Raw genomic sequence first — 19986 nt, 5'->3', positions numbered from 1 at the left:
GCGGTTCAAAAGTCCGATGAGCGAACTCGACATCCAGATTTCCATAGAAGAGGGCACATGGCCCTCTGAAGAGGTTTTGCGCGCGTTGAGCGAGCAGGTTCTCGGCGCTGCGGCGAAATTTCTCGTGCGCGAGGAAAAGCAGCCTTTCCCGAAGGCGGGCGCGCCGGAAGTCTCGCTGGTCTTCACCAGCGACGCCGAAATCCGCGGCGTCAATGCCGAATGGCGCAGCCAGGACAAGCCGACCAACGTTTTGTCCTTCCCTGCCTTCCCGCTGACGCCCGGCAAAATGCCGGGACCGATGCTCGGTGATATCATCTTTGCGCAGGAGACGCTGAGCCGCGAGGCGGTCGAACTCGGCAAATCTTTCGACGATCATCTCACGCATCTCCTGGTGCATGGATTTCTGCATCTCTTCGGCTATGATCACATGGAAGACGACGAAGCGGAAAAAATGGAGGGGCTCGAGACTCGCATTCTTGCCGAGCTTGGCCTATCTGACCCGTACGGGGATGGCCCCGATGAATAGTTTGGACCAATGAGCGACTTCAGAAACCAGTCGGTAGCGACGGAAAAGAGCGAGGCTGACGCCTCAAGTGACGAGGCGGGCAGTAGTAGCAGCGCGTCGAGGCAGGAAAGCGGGGGCCGATCATCCTTATGGTCCCGCGCCGCCCGCCTTTGGCGCATGACGGGCGCCTCCAGCCTGCGCAAGGACCTTGCAGCGGCCCTGATGACGGAGGACGAGGGCGGCGAGCCTGCCTTCGCGCCCGAAGAGCGCGCGATGCTGCACAACATTCTTCGTTTCCGCGAGGTGCGGGTCGAGGACGTCATGGTGCCGCGTGCCGATATCGAGGCCGTCGACCAGGACATCACGATCGCCGAACTGATGGTGATCTTCGAGGATTCCGGCCGCTCGCGCATGCCGGTCTACAATGAGAGCCTCGACGATCCGCGCGGCATGGTCCATATCCGCGACCTCCTCGCCTATGTCACCAAACAGGCCCGCAACAAGCGCCGCACCAGCGCGAAGGCTGCTCCCGCCAATGGCGAAAAGCCGGCGCGTGCGCCGAAGGCGGAATTCGACCTCGGCCGCGTCGATCTGTCGAAGACGGTTGCCGAGGCCGGCATCATCCGCCAGGTTCTCTTCGTGCCGCCCTCCATGCTCGCCGCCGACCTGATGGCGCGCATGCAGGCCGATCGCACGCAGATGGCGCTGGTCATCGACGAATATGGCGGCACGGATGGCCTCGCCTCGCTGGAGGACATCGTCGAGATGGTCGTCGGCGATATCGAGGACGAACACGACGACGACGAGGCGATGATCCAGCGCGTCAGCGACGATGTTTTCATCGCCGATGCCCGTGTCGAGCTCGAAGAGCTTGCCGAGGTGATCGGCCCGGATTTCGACATCCGCGACCAGCTTGAGGATGCCGATACGCTGGGCGGCCTGATCTTCGCCTCGCTGGGGCGTATTCCGGTGCGCGGCGAGGTGGTGCAGGCGGTGCCGGGCTTCGAATTCCACGTGCTCGATGCCGATCCGCGCCGCGTCAAGCGGGTGCGCGTCACGCGCAAGCGCGCCGGCTCCGTCCGCCGCCGCGAGCGCAAGGCGGAAGGCGAAGCGCCCGGCCTTGCCGCCGATCGGCCGAAGGTGCCGGAGCAACAAAATGACGGGGCGAATGCCGAATAGGCCGCCCCGATCCTGTCTTTTGAAGTGACCCACGCCTTGCTCCGCCGTAAAGCGGGACAAGGCGTTGGTTTTTTGGAAGACTGGCGCCGGCTGATTCGGGGAAAAAAGGGGACGGCATGGAGCGGCTCGCGGGCACGGTCATGCTCCTGTCTGGAACGAGACGGGCGCTTGCGGCATTTCTTGCGGGCTTGATCGGGGTTCTGGCGCTGCCGCCCTTCGGTTTCTTCGCCGCCCTTTTCGTGTCCTTCACGCTGCTCGTCTGGCTGCTCGATGGCGCGACCGCGGCCCCCGGCGCAGGCTTCCTGCGGCGGCTCGCGCCCGCCTTCCGCATCGGCTGGTTCTTCGGCTTCGGCTATTTCGTCGGCGGCCTGTGGTGGCTCGGCAATGCGCTGCTCGTCGAGGCGGACGATTTCGCCTGGGCCCTGCCGCTCGCAGTCTTCGGCCTGCCGGCCTTCCTCGCGCTCTATTACGGTTTCGCCACGGCGCTCGCCCGGCTGTTCTGGTCGGACGGCATGGGTCGCATCGCGGCACTCGCCTTCGCCTTCGGCATCGGCGAGTGGCTGCGCGGCACGCTCTTCACCGGCTTTCCCTGGAACGCCGTCGGTTATGGCGCCATGCCCGTGCCGCTCCTCATGCAGTCCGCCGGTGTGCTCGGCATCGCGGGCATCAATGCGCTCGCCGTCTTCGTCTTCGCCGCCCCGGCGCTCATCGGCACCCGTCGTGGCCGCGGCGTCGGCCTGACGCTCGCCACGCTGCTCTTCACGGCCCATGTCGGCTATGGCTACTACGCCCTCAACCTGGTGCCGACGCCGGAGAGCGAGACGACCGTCATCCGCCTCGTCCAGCCGGTGATCGACCAGGCGATGAAGCTCGATGATTCGGCACGCGCGCAAATCTTCGAGCGCCATCTGTCGCTGAGTGCCGCGGCACCCGAGGGAGACGGCAAGCGGCCCGACATCATCGTCTGGCCCGAAACCTCGATCCCTTTCATCCTGACGGACAATCCGGACGCGCTGGTGCGCATCGCCGATGTGCTGGCAGACGACCAGGTGCTGATCGCCGGTGCGGTGCGCACGGAAAGTGCCGGTACGGGCAAGGCGCCGCGCTACTACAATTCCATCTACACGATCGACGGCAAGGGGCAGATCATCGGCGCGGCCGACAAGGTGCATCTCGTGCCCTTCGGCGAGTACATGCCCTATGCCGCGTTTTTCGAAAGCCTCGGCGTGAGTGCCGTCGCCATGCCGGGCGGCTTTTCCGCCGCTCGCGAGCACCCGCTTCTGAACGCGCTCGGCAAGGGTTTTTATCCGCTGATCTGCTACGAGGCGATCTTCCCGTCGGAGATCAACGGCTCGGCCGATATGGCCGCCGCCCTGCTCAACGTCACGAATGACGGCTGGTTCGGTAACTCGCCGGGCCCTTACCAGCATTTTCACCAGGCCCGTCTTCGCGCCGTCGAGCGGGGGCTGCCACTGATTCGCGCCGCCAATAACGGCATTTCGGCCGTCGTCGATGCCAAGGGGCAGGTGCTTTCGGGCCTGGCCCATGATATCCCGGGCTTCGTCGACGCAACTTTGCCGGGCAGGTTTGCCGCCGGCGAGGGGGCAAAGTGGCAGAACTGGTGGTTTCTGGTTGTGATGGCTATTCTCTTTGCGGCGGCGAGCATTTCTCGCATTGGTTTTAGAAATAGGGTGAATTGACCCAAAACCCCTAAAATAGCATAGTGCACGCCGCCGGCGGTTTTCCTGTATTGTGGCGACCTTCAGGGGTTGCGCATACAACGTGACGTTAAGTTTTCGTTAAGGTTGCCGGCAAGGGGTGGGGCCATTTCCGCGCGTTAGGACACACAGTGATGATGGAAAACAAAAAGAAGCCGAATCCGATCGATATTCATGTCGGCAGCCGGATCAGGCTTCGCAGGACCATGCTCGGCATGAGCCAGGAGAAGCTGGGCGAAAGCCTCGGCATCACCTTCCAGCAGATCCAGAAATACGAGAAGGGCACGAACCGGGTCGGCGCCAGCCGCCTGCAGAACATTTCCAGCATCCTCAACGTGCCGGTCGCGTTCTTCTTCGAGGATGCGCCGGGCGATCACGCGAACACGCAGGTCGGCTTTGCCGAAGCCTCGAGTTCCAACTACGTGGTCGACTTCCTGTCGTCCTCCGAGGGCCTGCAGCTCAACCGGGCCTTCGTCAAGATCGGCGATCCCAAGGTGCGCCGCAAGCTTGTCGATCTCGTCAAGGCGCTCGCCGCCGAAGCCGAAATCGAATAGTCCATCCTTCCTGGCGACGGATGAAAGAGCGGTCCTCTGGGGCCGCTTTTTGCATGCGCATATCCCTCTTATTGTGGTGAAAAGGGCGTAAAAACGCCGAAAAGCTAAGGACATAAACATATTCTTATGTCCTTCTGTGCTTGTTTTTCCCCCGCGAACTGAATAACAACATCGAAGTCCATTTTCTTTGAGGGGAATTCCCGCATGCGCAGCAGCTATCTGTTCACCAGCGAGTCCGTCGCCGAGGGGCATCCGGACAAGGTGTGCGACCGTATCTCCGACGAAATCGTCGATCTGGTCTACCGCGAAGCCGTGAAGTCGAAGGTCGATCCGTGGTCGGTCCGCATTGCCTGCGAGACGCTTGCGACGACCAACCGCGTGGTGATCGCCGGCGAAGTGCGCCTGCCGCCGAGCCTGCTCAAGAAGGACAAGGACGGCAACGACGTCATCAATCCCTCGAAGTTCAAGTCGGCCGCCCGCAAGGCGATCCGCGACATCGGCTACGAGCAGGACGGCTTCCACTGGAAGACGGCGAAGATCGAGGTGCTGCTGCACTCCCAGTCCGCCGACATCGCCCAGGGCGTCGACAACGCTTCCGACAGGCAGGGCGACGAGGGTGCCGGCGACCAGGGCATCATGTTCGGCTACGCCTGCCGCGAAACGTCGGAACTGATGCCGGCGCCGCTCTATTATTCGCACCGCATCCTCCAGCTTCTCGCGACCGCCCGCAAGAAGGGCGAGGGCGATGCCGCCAAGCTCGGCCCGGACGCCAAGAGCCAGGTGACCGTGCGTTACGTCGACGGCAAGCCGGCCGACGTCGCCTCCATCGTTCTGTCCACCCAGCATCTCGATGAAAGCTGGGATTCGAAGAAGGTGCGCGCGGTCGTCGAACCCTATATCCGCGAAGCGCTGCACGACCTGAAGATTGCCGACGATTGCGTCTGGTACATCAACCCGACGGGAAAATTCGTCATCGGCGGCCCGGATGGCGACGCCGGTCTCACCGGCCGCAAGATCATCGTCGACACCTATGGCGGTGCGGCACCCCACGGCGGCGGCGCCTTTTCCGGCAAGGACACGACCAAGGTCGACCGTTCGGCCGCCTATGCCGCACGCTACCTCGCCAAGAACGTCGTTGCCGCCGGCCTTGCCGATCGCTGCACGATCCAGCTGTCCTATGCCATCGGCGTCGCCCAGCCGCTCTCGGTCTATGTCGACCTGCACGGCACGGGCAAGATCAGCGAAGACGCCGTCGAGGACGCGATCCGCAAGGTCATGGACCTGTCGCCGTCGGGCATCCGCCGTCATCTCGACCTCAACAAGCCGATCTACGCCCGCACGTCGGCCTATGGGCATTTCGGCCGCAAGGCCGGCCGCGACGGTTCCTTCTCCTGGGAGCGCCTCGACCTCGTCAAGGCCCTCAAGGACGCGCTGAAGCACTGAGGCGACCATGAGCGATGCAGAGCGCCCCAGCCGCGCGAGCGAAGCCTTCTTCGGTCGCCGCAAGGGCAAACCGTTGCGGGAGCGGCAGGCGCAGCATCTCGAAACATTGCTGCCGGAGCTGAAGGTCGATCTTTCGACCCCGGCTCCGGCGGACATCACGACGCTTTACGATTTCAAGCCGACCCGCATGCGCCTCGAAATCGGTTTCGGTGGCGGGGAGCACCTCATCCGTCGCGCGCAGGAGCAGCCGGAGACGGGCTTCATCGGCGTCGAGCCCTTCGTCAATTCCATGGCCAAGCTGATCGGCCGCGTCGAGGACACGGGCGCGAAAAACATCCGGCTCTATGATGACGATGCGACGGTGCTTCTGGATTGGCTGCCGGCGGCCTCGATCGACCAGATCGACCTGCTCTATCCGGACCCGTGGCCGAAGAAGAAACATTGGAAGCGGCGCTTCGTGTCCAGGGTCAATCTGGACCGCTTTGCCCGGGTGCTGAAACCCGGCGGGCTCTTCTGCTTCGCGTCCGACATCGACACCTATGTCAACTGGACGCTGATGCATTGCGGGGCGCATTCCGCTTTCGCATGGACCGCCGAAAACGCGGTCGACTGGCTGACGCCGTTTGTCGGCTGGCCGGGCACGCGCTACGAGGCGAAAGCCAAGCGCGAGGGCCGCGGATCGGCCTATCTCACCTTCCGTCGGTCCTGACGGAAGGTTTCAATCCCGGTATCAGTGCAGGCTGACGGTGCGCAGGTCGTCCTCGGCCGCCTTGTAGAAGGTGCTCGAACGGTTGTCGGTCAAGAGGATCGGCGTGCCGTCGGCGCCGAACAGCGCCCAGAGGTCAAGGCTCGGGTCGATTTCGGGGGCTTCCGGGAAGACGCGCGACACTTCGTCCGCCTTCATCTTGCGGATATAGCCGACTTCGCCTGCGCCGAGATGCGCAAGATCTGCCTTCGAAACACTGGGGGTTACAGTCTTCAGTCCCATCTTTGCCTCCATGGCAATACCGGCACTTGCCGGCCACCGGACGCCCACGGCCACAATGGCCCATCGGTGCGTCAGGCGATCAGGTTACGCTCGAGACGATCCGGCGGGTGTTCCCGCGGGAACGGCTCATGATCTAGTCTGATACGGAAATGTTAATTTTCTTTACCATTCGTATAGGTTCCGGCCGCACGAGATCGACCGAGAGCAGGCCGTTCTTCAGCTCGGCGCCCGAAACGCGCATGCCATCGGCAAGCACGAAGGTGCGCTGGAACTGGCGGGCCGCAATGCCGCGGTAAAGATAATCCCGCTCGCCGCTGTCGACCTGGCGGCCGCGGATGACGAGCTGGTTTTCCTCCGTCGTCACGTCGAGCTCTTCTTCCGAAAAACCCGCGACGGCGAGCGTGATGCGCAGCAGTTCGGGCGCGCCCGTGTCGCCGTTCGGCCGCAGCCGCTCGATATTGTAGGGGGGATAGCCATCGTTACCCTTGGCGATACGCTCCAGGGTCTTTTCCATGGCGTCGAAACCCAACAGCAGCGGGCTCGTGAAAGGGGTCATGCGTGACATCGTCTAGTCCTTGGCTTCAAGCGACCGTGAGGGGACCCGACCTCGGCATCCCTTCGGGTGCAATATGGTGATTGCGGCGCGGGGGCGCAAGACGCTTGCGATCGGCGATTTCGCAAATATAGTCGCCGCTTCGCCCGCCGAACGTCGGCGGCAAGGTAGGAAACAAGGAACGCAAGGGCATGTCTGAGCCACGCAAAATCATCATCGACACGGATCCCGGCCAGGACGATGCCGCCGCGATCATGCTGGCGCTCGGCAGCCCCGAACTCGAGATTCTCGGCATTACCACCGTCGCCGGCAACGTGCCGCTGTCGCGGACCTCCGCCAATGCCCGTATCATCCTTGAATTCTGCGCGCGCACCGACATCAAGGTTTTCGCCGGCGCCGACAAGCCGATCGCCCGCCCGCTCGTCACCGCCGAGCACGTGCATGGCAAGACCGGCCTCGACGGCCCGGAACTGCACGAGCCGCAAATGCCGCTGCAGGACCAGCATGCCGTCGACTTCCTCATCGAGACGCTGAAGCGCGAGCCCGCAGGCTCCGTGACGCTCTGCACGCTCGGGCCGCTGACGAACATCGCGACCGCGCTTGAGCGGGCGCCGGAGATCGCCGGCCGCGTGCGCGAACTTGTCATGATGGGCGGTGGCTTCTTCGAGGGCGGCAACATCACGCCGGCTGCCGAGTTCAACATCTATGTCGATCCGGAAGCGGCCGCTGCGGTCTTCAAATCCGGCATTCCGATCGTCATGATGCCGCTCGACGTGACCCACAAGGTGCTGACGCTGAAGAGCCGGGTGGCGAAACTGCGCGCCATCGGCAGTCGTCCGGCCGTAGCCCTGGTCGAGATGCTCGATTTCTTCGAGCGCTTCGACGTCGAGAAATACGGCTCCGACGGCGGCCCGCTGCACGATCCGACGGTCGTCGCCTATCTCTTGAAGCCGGACCTGTTCTCCGGCCGCGACTGCAATGTCGAGGTGGAAACGGCCTCGCCCTTGACCGTCGGCATGACCGTCGTGGACTGGTGGCAGGTCACCGGCCGCAAGCACAATGCCCGGGTCATGAAGGATGTCGATGCCGATGGCTTCTTCACGCTTCTGGCCGAGCGCGTCGGTCGCCTCTGATGCCCGGCCCCCGCAATGCGGCGCCGGGTGCCGAGGGTCGTTTCCACAAGGAGATGATGGGCCTCTACGACCGCTTCGCCGATCTAGGCTTCCGCCCGGTGCTGCTGCGCCGCTTCGTGCTGCTCAACGGCGGCGTGGCGGCGGCGAAGGAGCTCGTCTTCAAGCCCGGCACGACCGGTCTGGAGCGCCTGCTCGATGCCGGCAAGGCGGAGCTCTCGATGGAGGCGATGATGCTGCGGCCGGAATACCAGGGCCTCTTTTCCGAGCTGGAACTCAAGGAAGCCACGCAGCGCCTCGCAAGCGCCAGCCGCTCGCGGTCCCGCGGAAGGCTGCAAGCGCAGCCGACGGAGCGAAAATAGGTCCCTGAACGAAAAAGGCCGGCGTCTCCGCCGGCCTTTTACTGACTGTCGCAAGCCTCAGAATTCTTCCCAGTTGTCCTTGGCAAGCGCCGTGTTGCCGGCGACCTGCGGGATCGCGCGACCCGTCGTGCGCGGGGCCTGGTAGGCGGCACGCTGCGGCTGGCCGTCGCGTCGGACCGAAGGCTGCTGCGCTGGCTGGCTGGCGGCCATGCCGCCGTTGCCGGCACGGAAGCGCGCGACGAGCGACTTCAGCGTCTGGGCCTCGTCGTTCAGCGCCATGCTGGCGGCCGTGGTCTCTTCCACCATCGCGGCGTTCTGCTGGGTCACCTGGTCCATCTGGTTGACGGCTGAGTTGATCTCCTTGAGGCCGACGGCCTGTTCGGAGGCGGACTGCGAGATCTGGCGGATGAGGCCGTTGATCTGGATGACCTGCTCGGCGATGTTTTCAAGGGCACCGCCGGCCTTGCCGACGAGATCGACACCCTCGCGGACCTGTACCTCGGAGGTATTGATCAGCGTCTTGATCTCCTTGGCCGCATTGGCCGAGCGCTGGGCGAGCTCGCGCACTTCCTGGGCGACGACGGCAAAACCCTTGCCGGCTTCACCGGCGCGCGCCGCTTCCACGCCTGCGTTCAGCGCCAGCAGGTTGGTCTGGAAGGCGATGTCGTCGATGACGCCGATGATGTTGGAAATCTCCGTCGAGGACTTTTCGATGCCGCGCATGGCGTCGATGGCCTTCTGGACGACCTCGCCGGACTTGTTGGCGTCGCTGCTCGCGGTTTCGACCGACTTTGCGGCCACGCGGGCGTTTTCAGCACTCGAATTGACCTGCGAGGTGAGCTGGTCGAGCGCCGCTGCGGTTTCCTCCAGGCTTGCCGCCTGCTGCTCCGTGCGCTGCGAGAGATCACCTGCGCCCTTGGAGATTTCGCTGGTGCCGCCGCCGATATTGCCGACCGAGGCGTTGACCGTCTGGATCGTCTCTTCGAGGCTGGCGATCGCCGAGTTGAAGTCGGTCTTGAGCTTGCCGTACTCGCCCGGGAAATCGCCGGAGAGGCGGAAGTTGAGGTTGCCCGACGAAAGCTGGGCGAGGCCATCGGCGAGGCGGGCGACGATTTCGCGCTGGAGAGCGCTCGATTCGGCGCGCTCGGCTTCCGAACGGCCGCGCTCGGCTTCCGTCAGCTGGCGCTGGCTGTCGGCTTCCGCCTCGAGGCGCTTGGTATCGGCGAGCTGATGACGGAACCCTTCGAGCGCCTTGGCGACGGAACCGGTTTCGTCCGAGCGGTCCTGACCGGTGATCGGCTGCGTATAGATGCCGTTGCTGAGCGTCGCGACGTCCGAGACGAGGCCGGCAAGCGGCTTCTGCACGAAGAGGCGGACGGCGAAGTAGAGGCCGAGCAGCACGGCGCCCAGAACGATCAGGCCACCGAGGATCATCATGTAGGTCTGGTCGTTGACCGGCGCATTGATCGCCGCGCGGGGCACGTCGAGCAACACGAGCCAGGTCGTGTTGATGTCGGGAAGCGCGAACGGGTAGACCAGGCGGTCGAAGGAAGCGAGTTCGTCGAAGGAGAGGTTCTCGATGCGGCCGACCTTGCCGGTGGCAAGGGCCTCCTTGACGATTTCGGCGCCCTCGCCGTCATAGGGCTTCATGAGCAGATCGGCGTTGGGTGCGACGATCCAGTTGCCGGTCTGTGACAGCAGCATGACGCGGCCTTCGCCGAAGGGCTTCAACTGGCTCAGCTTTTCGTAGAGCGTCTTCAGCGAAACGTCGACGCCGGTGACGCCGATGCGCTTGCCGCCGGAGATGACGGGATAGGCGATCGAGGCCATGGTGAAGCCTTCGCCGGTCGAGCTTTCCTTGTAGGGCTGGCTCATGGCGCCCTTGCCGCTGTCGGCGGCGAGTGCGTACCACTCCGCCTTGTAGTCGGATTCGAAGGTGGAGAGCCCGATCGAGCCGTCCTTGCGCTTCGTCCAGTAGGGATTGAACGAGCCGTCCTTGAAGGTGCCGGTTTCCAGCTGCTCGGCCGTTTCGCGTGACTTGCCGTCAAACGCGTTCGGCTCTTCCGCAAACCAGCTGCCAAGCGCGAAGCTGTTCTTCTCGGCATTCGCCTTGATGATGTCGACCACTTCCTTGCGGTCGAAATGGCCGCCGGAATGCCCCTGTTCGATGACACCGGCCATAGAGCGTGCAGCACTCGCAAGCTGGCCGATATCGCTCGCGATGTCGGCGGCGATCGCCTTTGCCTGGGTGTCGGCTTCGGAATAGACGAGAGCGGCGACGCGGCTCTGGGTCTCGCTGATGAGCACGGTGTTGGAGGCGAGCATCACCAGGGCAATGGTGCCGCCGGTGACGGCGATGAGCTTGGTCGCGAGCGACTTGGCCTTGAACTTGAACATGAAATCCTCACGAGCAGAAACGTCCGCGGCGTGGGCGGCCGCGAAGGGGCACATTCGAAGCGGGGTGGTCTCCATCATGGAGGGCGGGGCGCGACACCAGCGCCACAGACGGACCGGGCCCTTTCAAGGCACGATGTCTAAGATTTCAGTAACCCGTAAAACATTAATAAAGAGCCAAGTTTCGCCGCTACAAATCGGCTCAACCGGCTGAATTTGCAGGCATCGCCAGGATGCGACGCCTGCTTTCCCATTTGCGAAATTCCGCCCTGGAGCATGTCTGGTTCCGACTGAACCAGACATGCTCTGGTTTCTTTTGCTTTCGTTTGTCTTTTCGGGAAAACCGGTTCCCACTTTTCCCTGACAAGCCCTAGATCACCGCGTCGACGGCGCCGGCGAAGGGAATGGACGGCTGCGCGCCGGGTTTCAGGCAGGCCAGCGAGCCGGCGACCGCCGCGCGGCGCAGCGCCTCCTTGAAGCCGAGCCCGGCATCGAGCGAGGCTGCGAGATAGCCGCAGAACGTATCGCCCGCACCGACCGTATCGACGGGCTCGATCTTGAGCCCGTGCGCGCGAAAAATATCGTTCTTGCGGATGGCGATGACGCCGTCGGCGCCGAGCGTGACGATGATCGTCTGGCCGCTTTCTGCGTGCAGCGCCCGCATCATGGCCTCGCGGTCGTCGTCGGAAAGTTCGCCCTTGCCGACGAAAAGGTCGAATTCCGTTTCGTTGGCGACGAGGATATCCGCCATCGCGCCAAGGCGTCGTGCCTCGGCGCTGAAGGGCGCGATGTTGACGACCGAGGTGACGCCCTTCTGCCTGGCGCTGACGAGTGCCGCCTCGATGGCGGCATTGGGGATCTCGAATTGCAGCATCAGGTAATCGCCGCGCGACATGGCGCCGATCGTCCGCTTGGCGTCCTCGCCACTGACCGTGCCGTTGGCGCCGGGCACGACGACGATGACGTTCTCGCCATCGGCGGCAACCAGGATATGGGCCGTGCCGGTCGCTTCCGCGGCGGAGCGCACGCCGTTGAGGTCCACCGCGGCATCGGCGAGCAGTGCGAGCGCCTGGCTCGCCAGCCGGTCGTCGCCGATGGCGCCGGCCATGCGCACGATGGCGCCGGCGCGCCGTGCGGCGAGTGCCTGGTTGGCGCCCTTGCCGCCGGCCGCCGTGGTGAAGCTCGAGCCCATCACCGTCTCGCCGGGCTTCGGCAGGCGGTCCGGTGTGGCGATGAGGTCCATGTTGATGGAGCCGAAGACGGTGATCATGAGAGGTGCCCCTTATCGTTTCCGCCGGACACTGCCCGAGGCGGTCAGTCCTCGTCAACTACTCTCAGGCGCAGTTGCCCCGTTCGGCTCTCGACAGTCTTCTCCGCCGGCTGGGAAACGGTCGAAACCGCCTCGAACTCCATCTCGCCGATGCGGGCGCCGCGCCGCGCGAGCTTCTCCGTCGAGGTGAGGATCAGGTCGACATCCTTCTGGGCGGAGGTGAAGTGGCCATGCAGCTTGCGCACCCGGTCGTCGAGCCGCGTCAGGTCGTCCATCAGGCGGACGACCTCGCCCTGGATGACATGGGCCTGCTCGCGCATGCGCTGGTCCTTGAGGAGTGCCTGGAGCACCTGCACGGAGAGCATGAGAAGCGACGGCGAGACGATGACGATGCGCGCGCGGTGCGCCCGCTGCACGACGCCCTCGAAATTCTCGTGGATGCCGGCAAAGATCGATTCCGACGGCACGAAGAGGAAGGCCGTGTCCTGAGTCTCGCCGGCGACGAGGTATTTTTCGGCGATATCGCGGATATGGGTTTCCATGTCCCGGCGAAACTGCTGGGCGGCGATCTTCGCCGCCTCCGGCGGTCGTCCGTCCGACATGGCGTTCCAGGCTTCAAGCGGGAATTTCGCATCGACGACGAGCGGCGGCTGGCCGTTCGGCATGCGGATGGCGCAGTCCGGGCGCATGCCGTTGGAAAGCTGCGCCTGGAACTGGTAGGCGCCGAGCGGCATGGCGTCCGCGACGATCGTCTCCATGCGCGACTGGCCGAAGGCGCCGCGCGTCTGCTTGTTGGAGAGGATCGCCTGCAGGCCGACCACGTCCTTGGCGAGCGACTGGATGTTGGTCTGCGCCGTGTCGATGACGGCGAGGCGCTCCTGCAGGCGCCGCAGGTTTTCATGGGTCGACCGCGTCTGTTCGGAAATCGACTGGCCGAGGCGCTGCGTCAGCCCGTCGAGGCGGGTATTGATCGCCTGGTTCGTCTCGGACTGCTTGCTGCCGAAGACTTCCGCCATGGCCGCCACGCGGCCCTGCATCTCCGTCTGGGCCTTCATGAGTTCTGCGAAGCGCAACTCCGCCATCACCGCCGCTTCCCGCTGGCGCGCCTGGCTGCGGCGGGCTGAGACGAGGCCGAAGACGGCGAGAAGAACCGCTGCCAGCAGCACGAGCGCCGGCCCAGGGCCGCCGAGCCGGGCAAGGAAGGAGGTCAGCATCGTGTCAAAGGCGGGGTCGATCATGCCCGGACCATAGCATGCTTTCCGGCGAAAACCAGATCATACCGTGAACAAATTGGCGGCGTCGCGCGCGTACAGGGGACCAAATCCGATTGAAAGCGCAAAAAAACCGCGCTAAGGAGGCGCATGACCATCAAGCCGCTGATTATCCTCCCCGATCCGATCCTCCGCCAGGTCTCGAAGCCTATCGAGACAGTGGACAGCGAGGTGAAGAAGCTCGCCGACGACATGCTGGAGACCATGTACGATGCACCGGGCATCGGGCTTGCCGCCATCCAGATCGGCGTCGCGCGCCGCATGCTCGTGCTGGACGTGTCGAAGGACGGCGAGGACAAGCAGCCGCTCGTCTTCATCAATCCGGAAGTCGTTTCCGCCTCCGACGCGCGCTCGGTCTACGAGGAAGGCTGCCTGTCGATCCCGGATTATTATGCCGAGGTCGAGCGCCCCGCGGCGATCACCGTGAAATATCTCGACCGGGACGGCAAACAGCAGATCGTGGAGGCGGACGGCCTGCTCGCCACCTGCCTGCAACACGAGATCGACCACCTGAACGGCGTGCTGTTCATCGATCATATTTCCAAGCTGAAGCGCGAGATCGTGATCCGCAGGTTCACCAAGGCGGCGAAACTGCGCGGCAGCAAGGCGATCTGACCGGGCAAACCGGTCCGGTCCGCACCATTTCTCACGGAGGCTGACCGATGGCCCTACGCATCATTTTCATGGGCACGCCGGGTTTCTCCGTCGCCACGCTCGAGGCGCTGGCGGAAGCCGGCCACGAGATCGTCGCCGTCTATTCGCAACCGCCACGCCCCGCGGGCCGCCGCGGCCTCGAACTGGTGAAGTCGCCTGTCCATCAGGCCGCCGAACGGCTCGGCATCCCCGTGTTCACGCCGGTCAATTTTCGCGAGGAGGCCGATCGCGCTGCTTTTCGCGCGCTGAATGCGGATGTGGCCGTCGTCGTCGCCTATGGTCTGCTGCTGCCGGAGGCGATCCTCAACGGCACGCGGCTCGGCTGCTACAACGGCCATGCCTCGCTGCTGCCGCGCTGGCGGGGTGCGGCCCCCATCCAGCGCGCGATCATGGCGGGTGACGACGAGACCGGCATGATGGTCATGAAGATGGACAAGGGCCTCGATACCGGCCCTGTCGCGCTGACCGCCCGTATCGCGATCGGCGACACGATGACCGCCGGCGAATTGCACGATGCGCTGATGAAGGCGGGCGGGGCGCTGATGGCCGAAGCCATGGCGAAGCTGGAAGCCGGCGACCTGCCTTTGACGCCGCAGGCGGAGAATGGCGTGCTCTATGCCGCCAAGATCGACAAGGCCGAGACGCGCGTCGATTTTTCGCGCGCCGCGCGCGAGGTGCACAACCACATCCGCGGCCTCTCGCCGTTTCCCGGCGCCTGGTTCGAGCTGCCCGTTGCCGGCAAGCCGGAGCGCGTCAAGGTTCTGGCGAGCGAGCGGGCGGACGAAACCTCCACCGAGGCCGCCGGTACGGTGTTTGACGACCGGCTGACGATCGTTTGCGGCGATGGCGGCGCGGTGCGGCTCGTGCGCCTGCAGAAGGCGGGCGGCAAGCCGCTCGATGCGGCCGATTTCCTGCGCGGCACGGCGGTCGCCGCCGGCCAGGTCATTGCCTGATGCCGCGCTTCCGGCTCCTGGTCGAATATGACGGCACGCCCTATGTCGGCTGGCAGCGGCAGACGAACGGTCATTCCGTGCAGGGTGCCATCGAGGCCGCGATCCTGTCGCTGACCGGCGAGAGCGCCTCGGTTCACGGTGCGGGGCGCACGGATTCGGGCGTGCATGCCATGGGCCAGGTCGCCCATACGGACCTTTCGCGTGCATGGCCGGCGCATACGCTGAGGAATGCCCTCAACGCTTATCTGGGCACGGCCCGGGAACGGGTGGTGATCCTCGATGCGGCGCAGGTGCCGGACGATTTCAACGCCCGCTTCTCGGCCACCAAGCGGCACTATCTCTACCGCATCATTTCGCGCCGCGCGCCGCTGGCGCTGGAGGCGAACAGGGCGTGGTTCGTCACCCGGGAACTCGACCATGCGGCAATGCATGCTGCAGGGCAGGTGCTGGTCGGGCGGCACGACTTCACCACCTTCCGGGCGATCAAGTGCCAGGCGAACAGCCCGGTGCGCACGATCGACCGGCTGGACGTGACGCGCACCGGCGAGCTCATCGAAATGCGTGTCTCGGCGCAGAGCTTCCTGCACAACCAGATCCGCTCCTTCGCCGGCACGCTGAAGCTCGTCGGCGAGGGCAAGTGGTCGGTGGACGATGTGCGCGCAGCGCTCGAAGCGCGCGACCGCAAGGCCTGCGGCCCCGTGGCGCCGCCGGACGGGCTCTATTTCATGGCCGTGGACTACTAAGCCGGCAGCGTTCCTAAGATGCGCTGAAGCTCCTGCCCGACGATCATCGGCGGCAGCACGAAGAGCGCCGTCATCGCGGCGGCGAGCAGCGTCTGTTTGCCCACGCACATCCAGACGAGGCGGAATTGCAGCACGACGCTCGCGCCGAACACGGCATAGAGCAGCAGGCCGGCAAAGGGCGCGCTGTCCGGCAGCACAAGCGTCAGTGCGAAGGGGACGGCGGCGGCATAGGCGAAGGGTACGGCGATCCAGTTGCTCGCCGTCACCACGACGCCGAGATGTTTGCCGTAGCCGAGCGGACGGGCGAGGGCTGCGAGCACCACTAGCGGCAGCAGCCAGCCCACGAGGTCGATCACCATCAGCTTGACGAAGAAGGCGACGCCCGCCGGCGTTCCCCCGGGCATGCTGCCGAGATAATAGAGCCGCCAGGAGGCCCAGATCACGGCGAAGGCCGGCAGGCACCAGACGATCGCCCAGAAGGAGCGCGCGAGCCCGCGCATCGTCAGGTCCAGCCAGCCGAAACCGTCCTGCTTCTGGCGCACAAGCAGGAGGACACCGGTCAGGTAGTGCAGGACCTCGTCAAGCCCGGGCATCGCCGAACCAGCGTTGGATGAAGGTCTCGTAGATCACGGTCAGCGTTTCGAGGTCGGCAACCGCCACCCGCTCGTCCACCATGTGCATGGTCTGGCCGACGAGGCCGAATTCCACCACCGGGCAATAGTCCTTGATGTAGCGCGCATCCGACGTGCCGCCGGTCGTCGACAGTTTTGGCGCCCGGCCGGTCACGGCCTCGATGGCGCCCGACAGCGAAGCGATCAGCTGGTTGTTGCGCGTCAGGAAGACATGACTCGGCCGTTCGGCCCAATTGATGTCATAGCGCACCGGCGCGCGACCCGGTCGCAGCGTCTCGTCGCGCGCGGCGGCGTCGAGCCGGCGCACGATCTCTTCCATCACGGTTTCGGCCGTCCATGTGTCGTTGAAGCGGATGTTGAAGCTCGCGCTCGCCTGCGACGGGACGACGTTGGTGGCGCGGTTGCCCACGTCGATCGTCGTCACTTCGAGGTTTGACGGCTGGAAATTGTCGGTACCGGTGTCGAAGGGCGGGTGCATCAGCGCGCCGGTGAGCGCGATCACGCCGCGCACGGCATTGTCGGCGAGATGCGGATAGGCGGCGTGGCCCTGCACGCCGTGCACGGTGATCGTGCCGGAGACGGAGCCGCGGCGGCCGATCTTGATCATGTCGCCAAGCTGGTCCGGATTGGTCGGCTCGCCGACGAGGCAGGCATCCCAGCGTTCGCCGCGTGTCGCCGCCCATTGCAAGAGCTTGATCGTGCCGTTGACGGCCGGGCCTTCCTCGTCGCCGGTAATGAGGAAGGAGATGGAGCCCTTCGGCGGGCCGTTCTTCGCAATCTGGCGCGCGACGGCGGCGACGAAACAGGCAATGCCGCCCTTCATGTCGACGGCGCCGCGGCCGAACATCTCGCCATTGGCGATATCGGCGCCGAACGGGTCATGCGTCCAGGCGGCGGCGTCGCCGACGGGCACGACATCCGTATGGCCGGCGAACATCAGATGCGGACCTTCCGTGCCGATGCGGGCATAGAGGTTCTCGATATCCGGCATGCCGGGCTCGCTCGCCGTCATGCGCTCCACGGTGAAGCCGAGCGGCGCCAGCATGGCGGCAAGCGCCGTCAGCGCGCCGCCTTCGGCGGGCGTCACGGAGGGGCAGCGGATGAGCGTGGCGAGATTGGCGATCGGATCGGCGGAGGTCATGGGCATGCGGTCACAACGCGAGAGGGGAGACGAGGGTTTGAGGTTTAGCCGATCGTCCGGGGCCTGTCACGAGCGACGCTCAATCCTTCGGGCGGTTGGTCAGGTCGCCATAGTCGTTCGGGCCGTTCGTTCCCGGCCAGACCAGGAAGGCAAACAGCGCGAAGAAGGAGATGGCCGGGATGAACAGGCAGATGATCAGCGGCACCGGCAGGTTCATGTCGTGCAGCCGCTTGACCGTCAGCAGGACGGAGGAAACCGTGGAGACGATCGCCGTGCCGACGAAGACGAAGGACCAGAGAAGGAAGGACGGATCCTCCTTCGGCACGATGATGATGCGGGCGAGCGAGGCCGAAAGCAGCATGAGCCAGAACGCCCAGCCGAGCGCGAAGGGCGCCCGGCTCACCCGGCCCGACCAGCCGAAGAAGAGCCAGCCGAGGCTCGGCCTCTGCGCCTCGACGGCTGCCATGGCTAGTCCCTCAGGAGTTCGTTGATGCCGGTCTTCGAGCGGGTCTGCGCATCGACGCGCTTGACGATGACGGCGCAGTAGAGGCCGGGGGCCGGCAGGCCGTTCGGCATGGTCTTGTCGGAGGGCATGGAGCCGGCGACGACGACGGAATAGGGCGGCACTTCGCCGTAGCTGACGTCGCCCGTCGCGCGGTCGACGATCTTGGTCGACTTGCCGATGAAGACGCCCATGCCGAGCACGGAACCTTCACGCACGATGCAGCCCTCGACGACTTCCGAGCGGGCGCCGATGAAGCAATTGTCCTCGATGATCGTGGGACCCGCCTGCATCGGCTCCAGCACGCCGCCGATGCCGACGCCGCCGGATAGATGCACATGCTTGCCGATCTGCGCGCAGGAGCCGACCGTCGCCCAGGTGTCGACCATCGTGCCTTCGCCGACATAGGCGCCGAGATTGACGAAGGAGGGCATCAGGATGGCGTTCGGCGCGATATAGGCCGAGCGGCGCACGACGCAGTTCGGCACGGCGCGGAAGCCGGCCTTCTCGAATTCGTTGACGCTCCAGCCGTCGAACTTGGAGGGCACCTTGTCGAACCAGGCGGATTCGCCGGGGCCGCCCTTGACGATTTCCATCGGGTTGAGGCGGAAGGAAAGCAGCACGGCCTTCTTGAGCCACTGGTTTACGGTCCAGTTGCCATCCTCGCCGCGCTCTGCGACGCGCACCTTGCCGGTGTCGAGCAGGTTCAGCGCGGTCTCCACCGCATCGCGGATTTCGCCGCGCGTGCCCGTGCTGACGCCGTCCCGTTCCTCGAAGGCGCGGTCGATGGTTGCGGAAAGGGCGGACAGGTTGGACGTGTTCATCGGAATTCCTTAAACTTCGACGCTTATTTTCGATGGTCGGGATGCCGGAAGGTTGATTTCATCAATCTGAAAAATGCTCTAGAGCAAGTGCCGGGAAAGATGAAGCCCCTTTCCGGCAGATACTGTCGCACGGGCGAAATGGTAATCCCGTAGGACGGAAAAGCAGGAAAGTGACATGGCAAAACTGAAGAAGAAGAGCCTGCGCCGCAAGGACGGCGTCTGGGACCCGTTGGCCGACAGCGCGCAGGACAAGCACCGCGCCTCCGTCGTGCCGCAGACGCCGCAATCGGCAAACCCCGCTTACCGCCTCGCCTATGTCGACGACGATTTCCTCTGCCGCGAGGAACTTCGCCCGGTGCGCCTCCAGCTGGAACTCCTGAAGGTCGAGATGATGCTCGCCGAGCGCGGCATCAAGTCGACAATCGTGATGTTCGGAGGCGCGCGCATTCCCGCCCCCGGCGAGGACGCCTGGGCGGCGCGCAACGAGACCCAGCGCGCCAATCTCGAGGCCGCCTCGGTCTATTATGAGGAAGCCCGCAAATTTGCGCGCATGTGCTCGGAACGCTCGGCCGAGCTGGATTACAAGGAATATGTCGTCGTCACCGGCGGCGGGCCGGGCGTCATGGAGGCGGGCAACAGGGGTGCGGCCGATGTCGGCGCTCCATCGATCGGCCTCAACATCGTGTTGCCGCACGAGCAGGCGCCGAACCCCTATGTGACGCCGGAGTTGAGCTTCAACTTCCACTATTTCGCGATCCGCAAGATGCATTTCCTGCTGCGCGCCAAGGCGGTAACGGTGTTTCCGGGCGGCTTCGGCACGCTGGACGAGCTGTTCGAGACCGTTACGCTGATGCAGACGGGCCGCATGGCGCTGGTGCCGCTGATCCTGTTCGGCAAGAAATTCTGGCACAAGATCATCGATTTCGACGCGCTCGCCGCCTTCGGCACAATCGCGCCGGGCGATGTCGAACTGATGCAGTTTGTCGAGACGGCCGACGAGGCCTGGAACATCATCGTGGATTTCTACGAGAAGCTGGAAGCGGAAAACGTAGCCGTCGCTGCCGCGCACGGCTGAGACAGACGAACCGGTCTCGGCCGGACCGCCACCTCTCCTCCGTCATGCTCGAGCTTGACCCGAGCATCCACGCCCTGAGTGCCACATCGATTCTC

21 protein-coding genes are annotated in these 19986 nt (G+C 64.7%); 12 read left to right on the top strand and 9 right to left on the bottom strand.

Translation table 11 applies throughout. The annotated features are described in order from the left end of the window. Positions 1–16 precede the first annotated feature (16 nt). The 6 genes from ybeY to trmB all read left to right on the top strand — a co-directional run bounded on the left by ybeY (position 17) and on the right by trmB (position 6108). Positions 17–526 (top strand): rRNA maturation RNase YbeY, encoded by a 510-nt coding sequence (gene ybeY / locus VGN93_RS05250; protein ID WP_319323802.1) that lies wholly within the window; start codon positions 17–19, stop codon positions 524–526. A 9-nt stretch (positions 527–535) separates the two neighbouring features. Continuing rightward, the gene (locus VGN93_RS05245) at positions 536–1684 is read left to right on the top strand and encodes a hemolysin family protein (RefSeq protein WP_327506622.1); all 1149 of its coding nucleotides are present in this window, start codon (positions 536–538) and stop codon (positions 1682–1684) included. 116 nt (positions 1685–1800) lie between these two features. Then, the gene (gene lnt / locus VGN93_RS05240) at positions 1801–3384 is read left to right on the top strand and encodes an apolipoprotein N-acyltransferase (RefSeq protein ID WP_327506621.1); all 1584 of its coding nucleotides are present in this window, start codon (positions 1801–1803) and stop codon (positions 3382–3384) included. Positions 3385–3536: 152 nt separating this feature from the next. After that, entirely contained in the window at positions 3537–3956 is a 420-nt protein-coding gene (locus tag VGN93_RS05235; RefSeq protein WP_319323805.1) for a helix-turn-helix domain-containing protein, read from the top strand. A 204-nt stretch (positions 3957–4160) separates the two neighbouring features. Next, positions 4161–5399, top strand: a complete 1239-nt coding sequence (gene metK / locus VGN93_RS05230) for a methionine adenosyltransferase (protein ID WP_319323806.1) — start codon at positions 4161–4163, stop codon at positions 5397–5399. A gap of 7 nt (positions 5400–5406) precedes the next feature. Beyond that, positions 5407–6108 (top strand): tRNA (guanosine(46)-N7)-methyltransferase TrmB, encoded by a 702-nt coding sequence (gene trmB / locus VGN93_RS05225; protein ID WP_327506620.1) that lies wholly within the window; start codon positions 5407–5409, stop codon positions 6106–6108. Positions 6109–6129: 21 nt separating this feature from the next. On the opposite strand, the gene VGN93_RS05220 is transcribed toward trmB, so the two are convergent. Further along, on the bottom strand, positions 6130–6387 hold the full coding sequence (locus VGN93_RS05220) for a DUF1150 family protein (protein ID WP_319323808.1): 258 nt from the start codon (positions 6385–6387) through the stop codon (positions 6130–6132). 133 nt (positions 6388–6520) lie between these two features. After that, the gene (locus VGN93_RS05215) at positions 6521–6952 is read right to left on the bottom strand and encodes an Hsp20 family protein (RefSeq protein ID WP_327506619.1); all 432 of its coding nucleotides are present in this window, start codon (positions 6950–6952) and stop codon (positions 6521–6523) included. 179 nt (positions 6953–7131) lie between these two features. Here VGN93_RS05215 and VGN93_RS05210 point away from each other — a divergent pair, with 179 nt between their 5' ends. Both VGN93_RS05210 and VGN93_RS05205 read left to right on the top strand, forming a co-directional pair. Beyond that, positions 7132–8073: a nucleoside hydrolase gene (locus tag VGN93_RS05210; RefSeq protein WP_327506618.1), complete on the top strand. Its 942-nt coding sequence runs from the start codon at positions 7132–7134 to the stop codon at positions 8071–8073. Continuing rightward, positions 8073–8432 (top strand): hypothetical protein, encoded by a 360-nt coding sequence (locus VGN93_RS05205; RefSeq protein ID WP_327506617.1) that lies wholly within the window; start codon positions 8073–8075, stop codon positions 8430–8432. Before VGN93_RS05210 ends, VGN93_RS05205 begins: the two co-directional genes overlap by 1 nt. Positions 8433–8489: 57 nt before the next feature. Here VGN93_RS05205 and VGN93_RS05200 read toward each other — a convergent pair whose 3' ends face one another. The 3 genes from VGN93_RS05200 to VGN93_RS05190 all read right to left on the bottom strand — a co-directional run bounded on the left by VGN93_RS05200 (position 8490) and on the right by VGN93_RS05190 (position 13334). After that, on the bottom strand, positions 8490–10829 hold the full coding sequence (locus VGN93_RS05200) for a methyl-accepting chemotaxis protein (RefSeq protein ID WP_327506616.1): 2340 nt from the start codon (positions 10827–10829) through the stop codon (positions 8490–8492). A gap of 367 nt (positions 10830–11196) precedes the next feature. After that, a complete protein-coding gene (locus VGN93_RS05195) occupies positions 11197–12096 on the bottom strand; it encodes a ribokinase (RefSeq protein WP_327506615.1) in 900 nt (299 codons plus the stop codon). Positions 12097–12140: 44 nt separating this feature from the next. After that, positions 12141–13334, bottom strand: coding sequence for a DNA recombination protein RmuC (locus tag VGN93_RS05190; protein WP_414714021.1), 1194 nt, complete (start codon positions 13332–13334; stop codon positions 12141–12143). 123 nt (positions 13335–13457) lie between these two features. On the opposite strand from VGN93_RS05190, the gene def reads away from it, so the two are divergent. Genes def through truA form a run of 3 tightly spaced genes read left to right on the top strand, consistent with a single transcriptional unit; the run spans position 13458 to position 15717 of the window. Beyond that, a complete protein-coding gene (gene def, locus VGN93_RS05185) occupies positions 13458–13982 on the top strand; it encodes a peptide deformylase (RefSeq protein ID WP_327506614.1) in 525 nt (174 codons plus the stop codon). Positions 13983–14029: 47 nt separating this feature from the next. Next, positions 14030–14974, top strand: coding sequence for a methionyl-tRNA formyltransferase (fmt, locus tag VGN93_RS05180; protein ID WP_327506613.1), 945 nt, complete (start codon positions 14030–14032; stop codon positions 14972–14974). Next, positions 14974–15717 (top strand): tRNA pseudouridine(38-40) synthase TruA, encoded by a 744-nt coding sequence (gene truA, locus VGN93_RS05175; protein ID WP_327506612.1) that lies wholly within the window; start codon positions 14974–14976, stop codon positions 15715–15717. The genes fmt and truA overlap by 1 nt, the downstream gene beginning before the upstream one ends. On the opposite strand, the gene VGN93_RS05170 is transcribed toward truA, so the two are convergent. The 4 genes from VGN93_RS05170 to dapD form a co-directional block, all read right to left on the bottom strand. Further along, complete coding sequence (locus VGN93_RS05170; RefSeq protein WP_319323817.1) at positions 15714–16310, bottom strand: hypothetical protein; 597 nt, start codon at positions 16308–16310, stop codon at positions 15714–15716. The genes truA and VGN93_RS05170 overlap by 4 nt on opposite strands. Beyond that, entirely contained in the window at positions 16297–17490 is a 1194-nt protein-coding gene (dapE, locus tag VGN93_RS05165; RefSeq protein ID WP_327506845.1) for a succinyl-diaminopimelate desuccinylase, read from the bottom strand. Before dapE ends, VGN93_RS05170 begins: the two co-directional genes overlap by 14 nt. 79 nt (positions 17491–17569) lie before the next feature. Then, positions 17570–17956, bottom strand: coding sequence for a DUF805 domain-containing protein (locus VGN93_RS05160; RefSeq protein ID WP_319323818.1), 387 nt, complete (start codon positions 17954–17956; stop codon positions 17570–17572). Positions 17957–17958: 2 nt separating this feature from the next. After that, complete coding sequence (dapD, locus tag VGN93_RS05155) at positions 17959–18816, bottom strand: 2,3,4,5-tetrahydropyridine-2,6-dicarboxylate N-succinyltransferase (protein WP_319323819.1); 858 nt, start codon at positions 18814–18816, stop codon at positions 17959–17961. A 175-nt stretch (positions 18817–18991) separates the two neighbouring features. Here dapD and VGN93_RS05150 point away from each other — a divergent pair, with 175 nt between their 5' ends. Further along, positions 18992–19891 (top strand): LOG family protein, encoded by a 900-nt coding sequence (locus VGN93_RS05150; protein WP_327506611.1) that lies wholly within the window; start codon positions 18992–18994, stop codon positions 19889–19891. Positions 19892–19986: the final 95 nt, after the last annotated feature.

This window comes from Shinella sp., from assembly GCF_035998705.1.
GTDB lineage: Bacteria > Pseudomonadota > Alphaproteobacteria > Rhizobiales > Rhizobiaceae > Shinella.
This window is presented reverse-complemented; position numbering and strand designations above follow the sequence as displayed.

Excerpts from the sequence above, each read along its gene's own strand:
- ybeY (WP_319323802.1), top strand. The coding sequence starts at position 17 with ATGAGCGAACTCGACATCCAGATTTCCATAGAAGAGGGCACATGGCCC.
- VGN93_RS05245 (WP_327506622.1), top strand. The coding sequence starts at position 536 with ATGAGCGACTTCAGAAACCAGTCGGTAGCGACGGAAAAGAGCGAGGCT.
- lnt (WP_327506621.1), top strand. The coding sequence starts at position 1,801 with ATGGAGCGGCTCGCGGGCACGGTCATGCTCCTGTCTGGAACGAGACGG.
- VGN93_RS05235 (WP_319323805.1), top strand. The coding sequence starts at position 3,537 with ATGATGGAAAACAAAAAGAAGCCGAATCCGATCGATATTCATGTCGGC.
- metK (WP_319323806.1), top strand. The coding sequence starts at position 4,161 with ATGCGCAGCAGCTATCTGTTCACCAGCGAGTCCGTCGCCGAGGGGCAT.
- trmB (WP_327506620.1), top strand. The coding sequence starts at position 5,407 with ATGAGCGATGCAGAGCGCCCCAGCCGCGCGAGCGAAGCCTTCTTCGGT.
- VGN93_RS05220 (WP_319323808.1), bottom strand. The coding sequence starts at position 6,387 with ATGGGACTGAAGACTGTAACCCCCAGTGTTTCGAAGGCAGATCTTGCG.
- VGN93_RS05215 (WP_327506619.1), bottom strand. The coding sequence starts at position 6,952 with ATGTCACGCATGACCCCTTTCACGAGCCCGCTGCTGTTGGGTTTCGAC.
- VGN93_RS05210 (WP_327506618.1), top strand. The coding sequence starts at position 7,132 with ATGTCTGAGCCACGCAAAATCATCATCGACACGGATCCCGGCCAGGAC.
- VGN93_RS05205 (WP_327506617.1), top strand. The coding sequence starts at position 8,073 with ATGCCCGGCCCCCGCAATGCGGCGCCGGGTGCCGAGGGTCGTTTCCAC.
- VGN93_RS05200 (WP_327506616.1), bottom strand. The coding sequence starts at position 10,829 with ATGTTCAAGTTCAAGGCCAAGTCGCTCGCGACCAAGCTCATCGCCGTC.
- VGN93_RS05195 (WP_327506615.1), bottom strand. The coding sequence starts at position 12,096 with ATGATCACCGTCTTCGGCTCCATCAACATGGACCTCATCGCCACACCG.
- VGN93_RS05190 (WP_414714021.1), bottom strand. The coding sequence starts at position 13,334 with ATGATCGACCCCGCCTTTGACACGATGCTGACCTCCTTCCTTGCCCGG.
- def (WP_327506614.1), top strand. The coding sequence starts at position 13,458 with ATGACCATCAAGCCGCTGATTATCCTCCCCGATCCGATCCTCCGCCAG.
- fmt (WP_327506613.1), top strand. The coding sequence starts at position 14,030 with ATGGCCCTACGCATCATTTTCATGGGCACGCCGGGTTTCTCCGTCGCC.
- truA (WP_327506612.1), top strand. The coding sequence starts at position 14,974 with ATGCCGCGCTTCCGGCTCCTGGTCGAATATGACGGCACGCCCTATGTC.
- VGN93_RS05170 (WP_319323817.1), bottom strand. The coding sequence starts at position 16,310 with ATGCCCGGGCTTGACGAGGTCCTGCACTACCTGACCGGTGTCCTCCTG.
- dapE (WP_327506845.1), bottom strand. The coding sequence starts at position 17,490 with ATGACCTCCGCCGATCCGATCGCCAATCTCGCCACGCTCATCCGCTGC.
- VGN93_RS05160 (WP_319323818.1), bottom strand. The coding sequence starts at position 17,956 with ATGGCAGCCGTCGAGGCGCAGAGGCCGAGCCTCGGCTGGCTCTTCTTC.
- dapD (WP_319323819.1), bottom strand. The coding sequence starts at position 18,816 with ATGAACACGTCCAACCTGTCCGCCCTTTCCGCAACCATCGACCGCGCC.
- VGN93_RS05150 (WP_327506611.1), top strand. The coding sequence starts at position 18,992 with ATGGCAAAACTGAAGAAGAAGAGCCTGCGCCGCAAGGACGGCGTCTGG.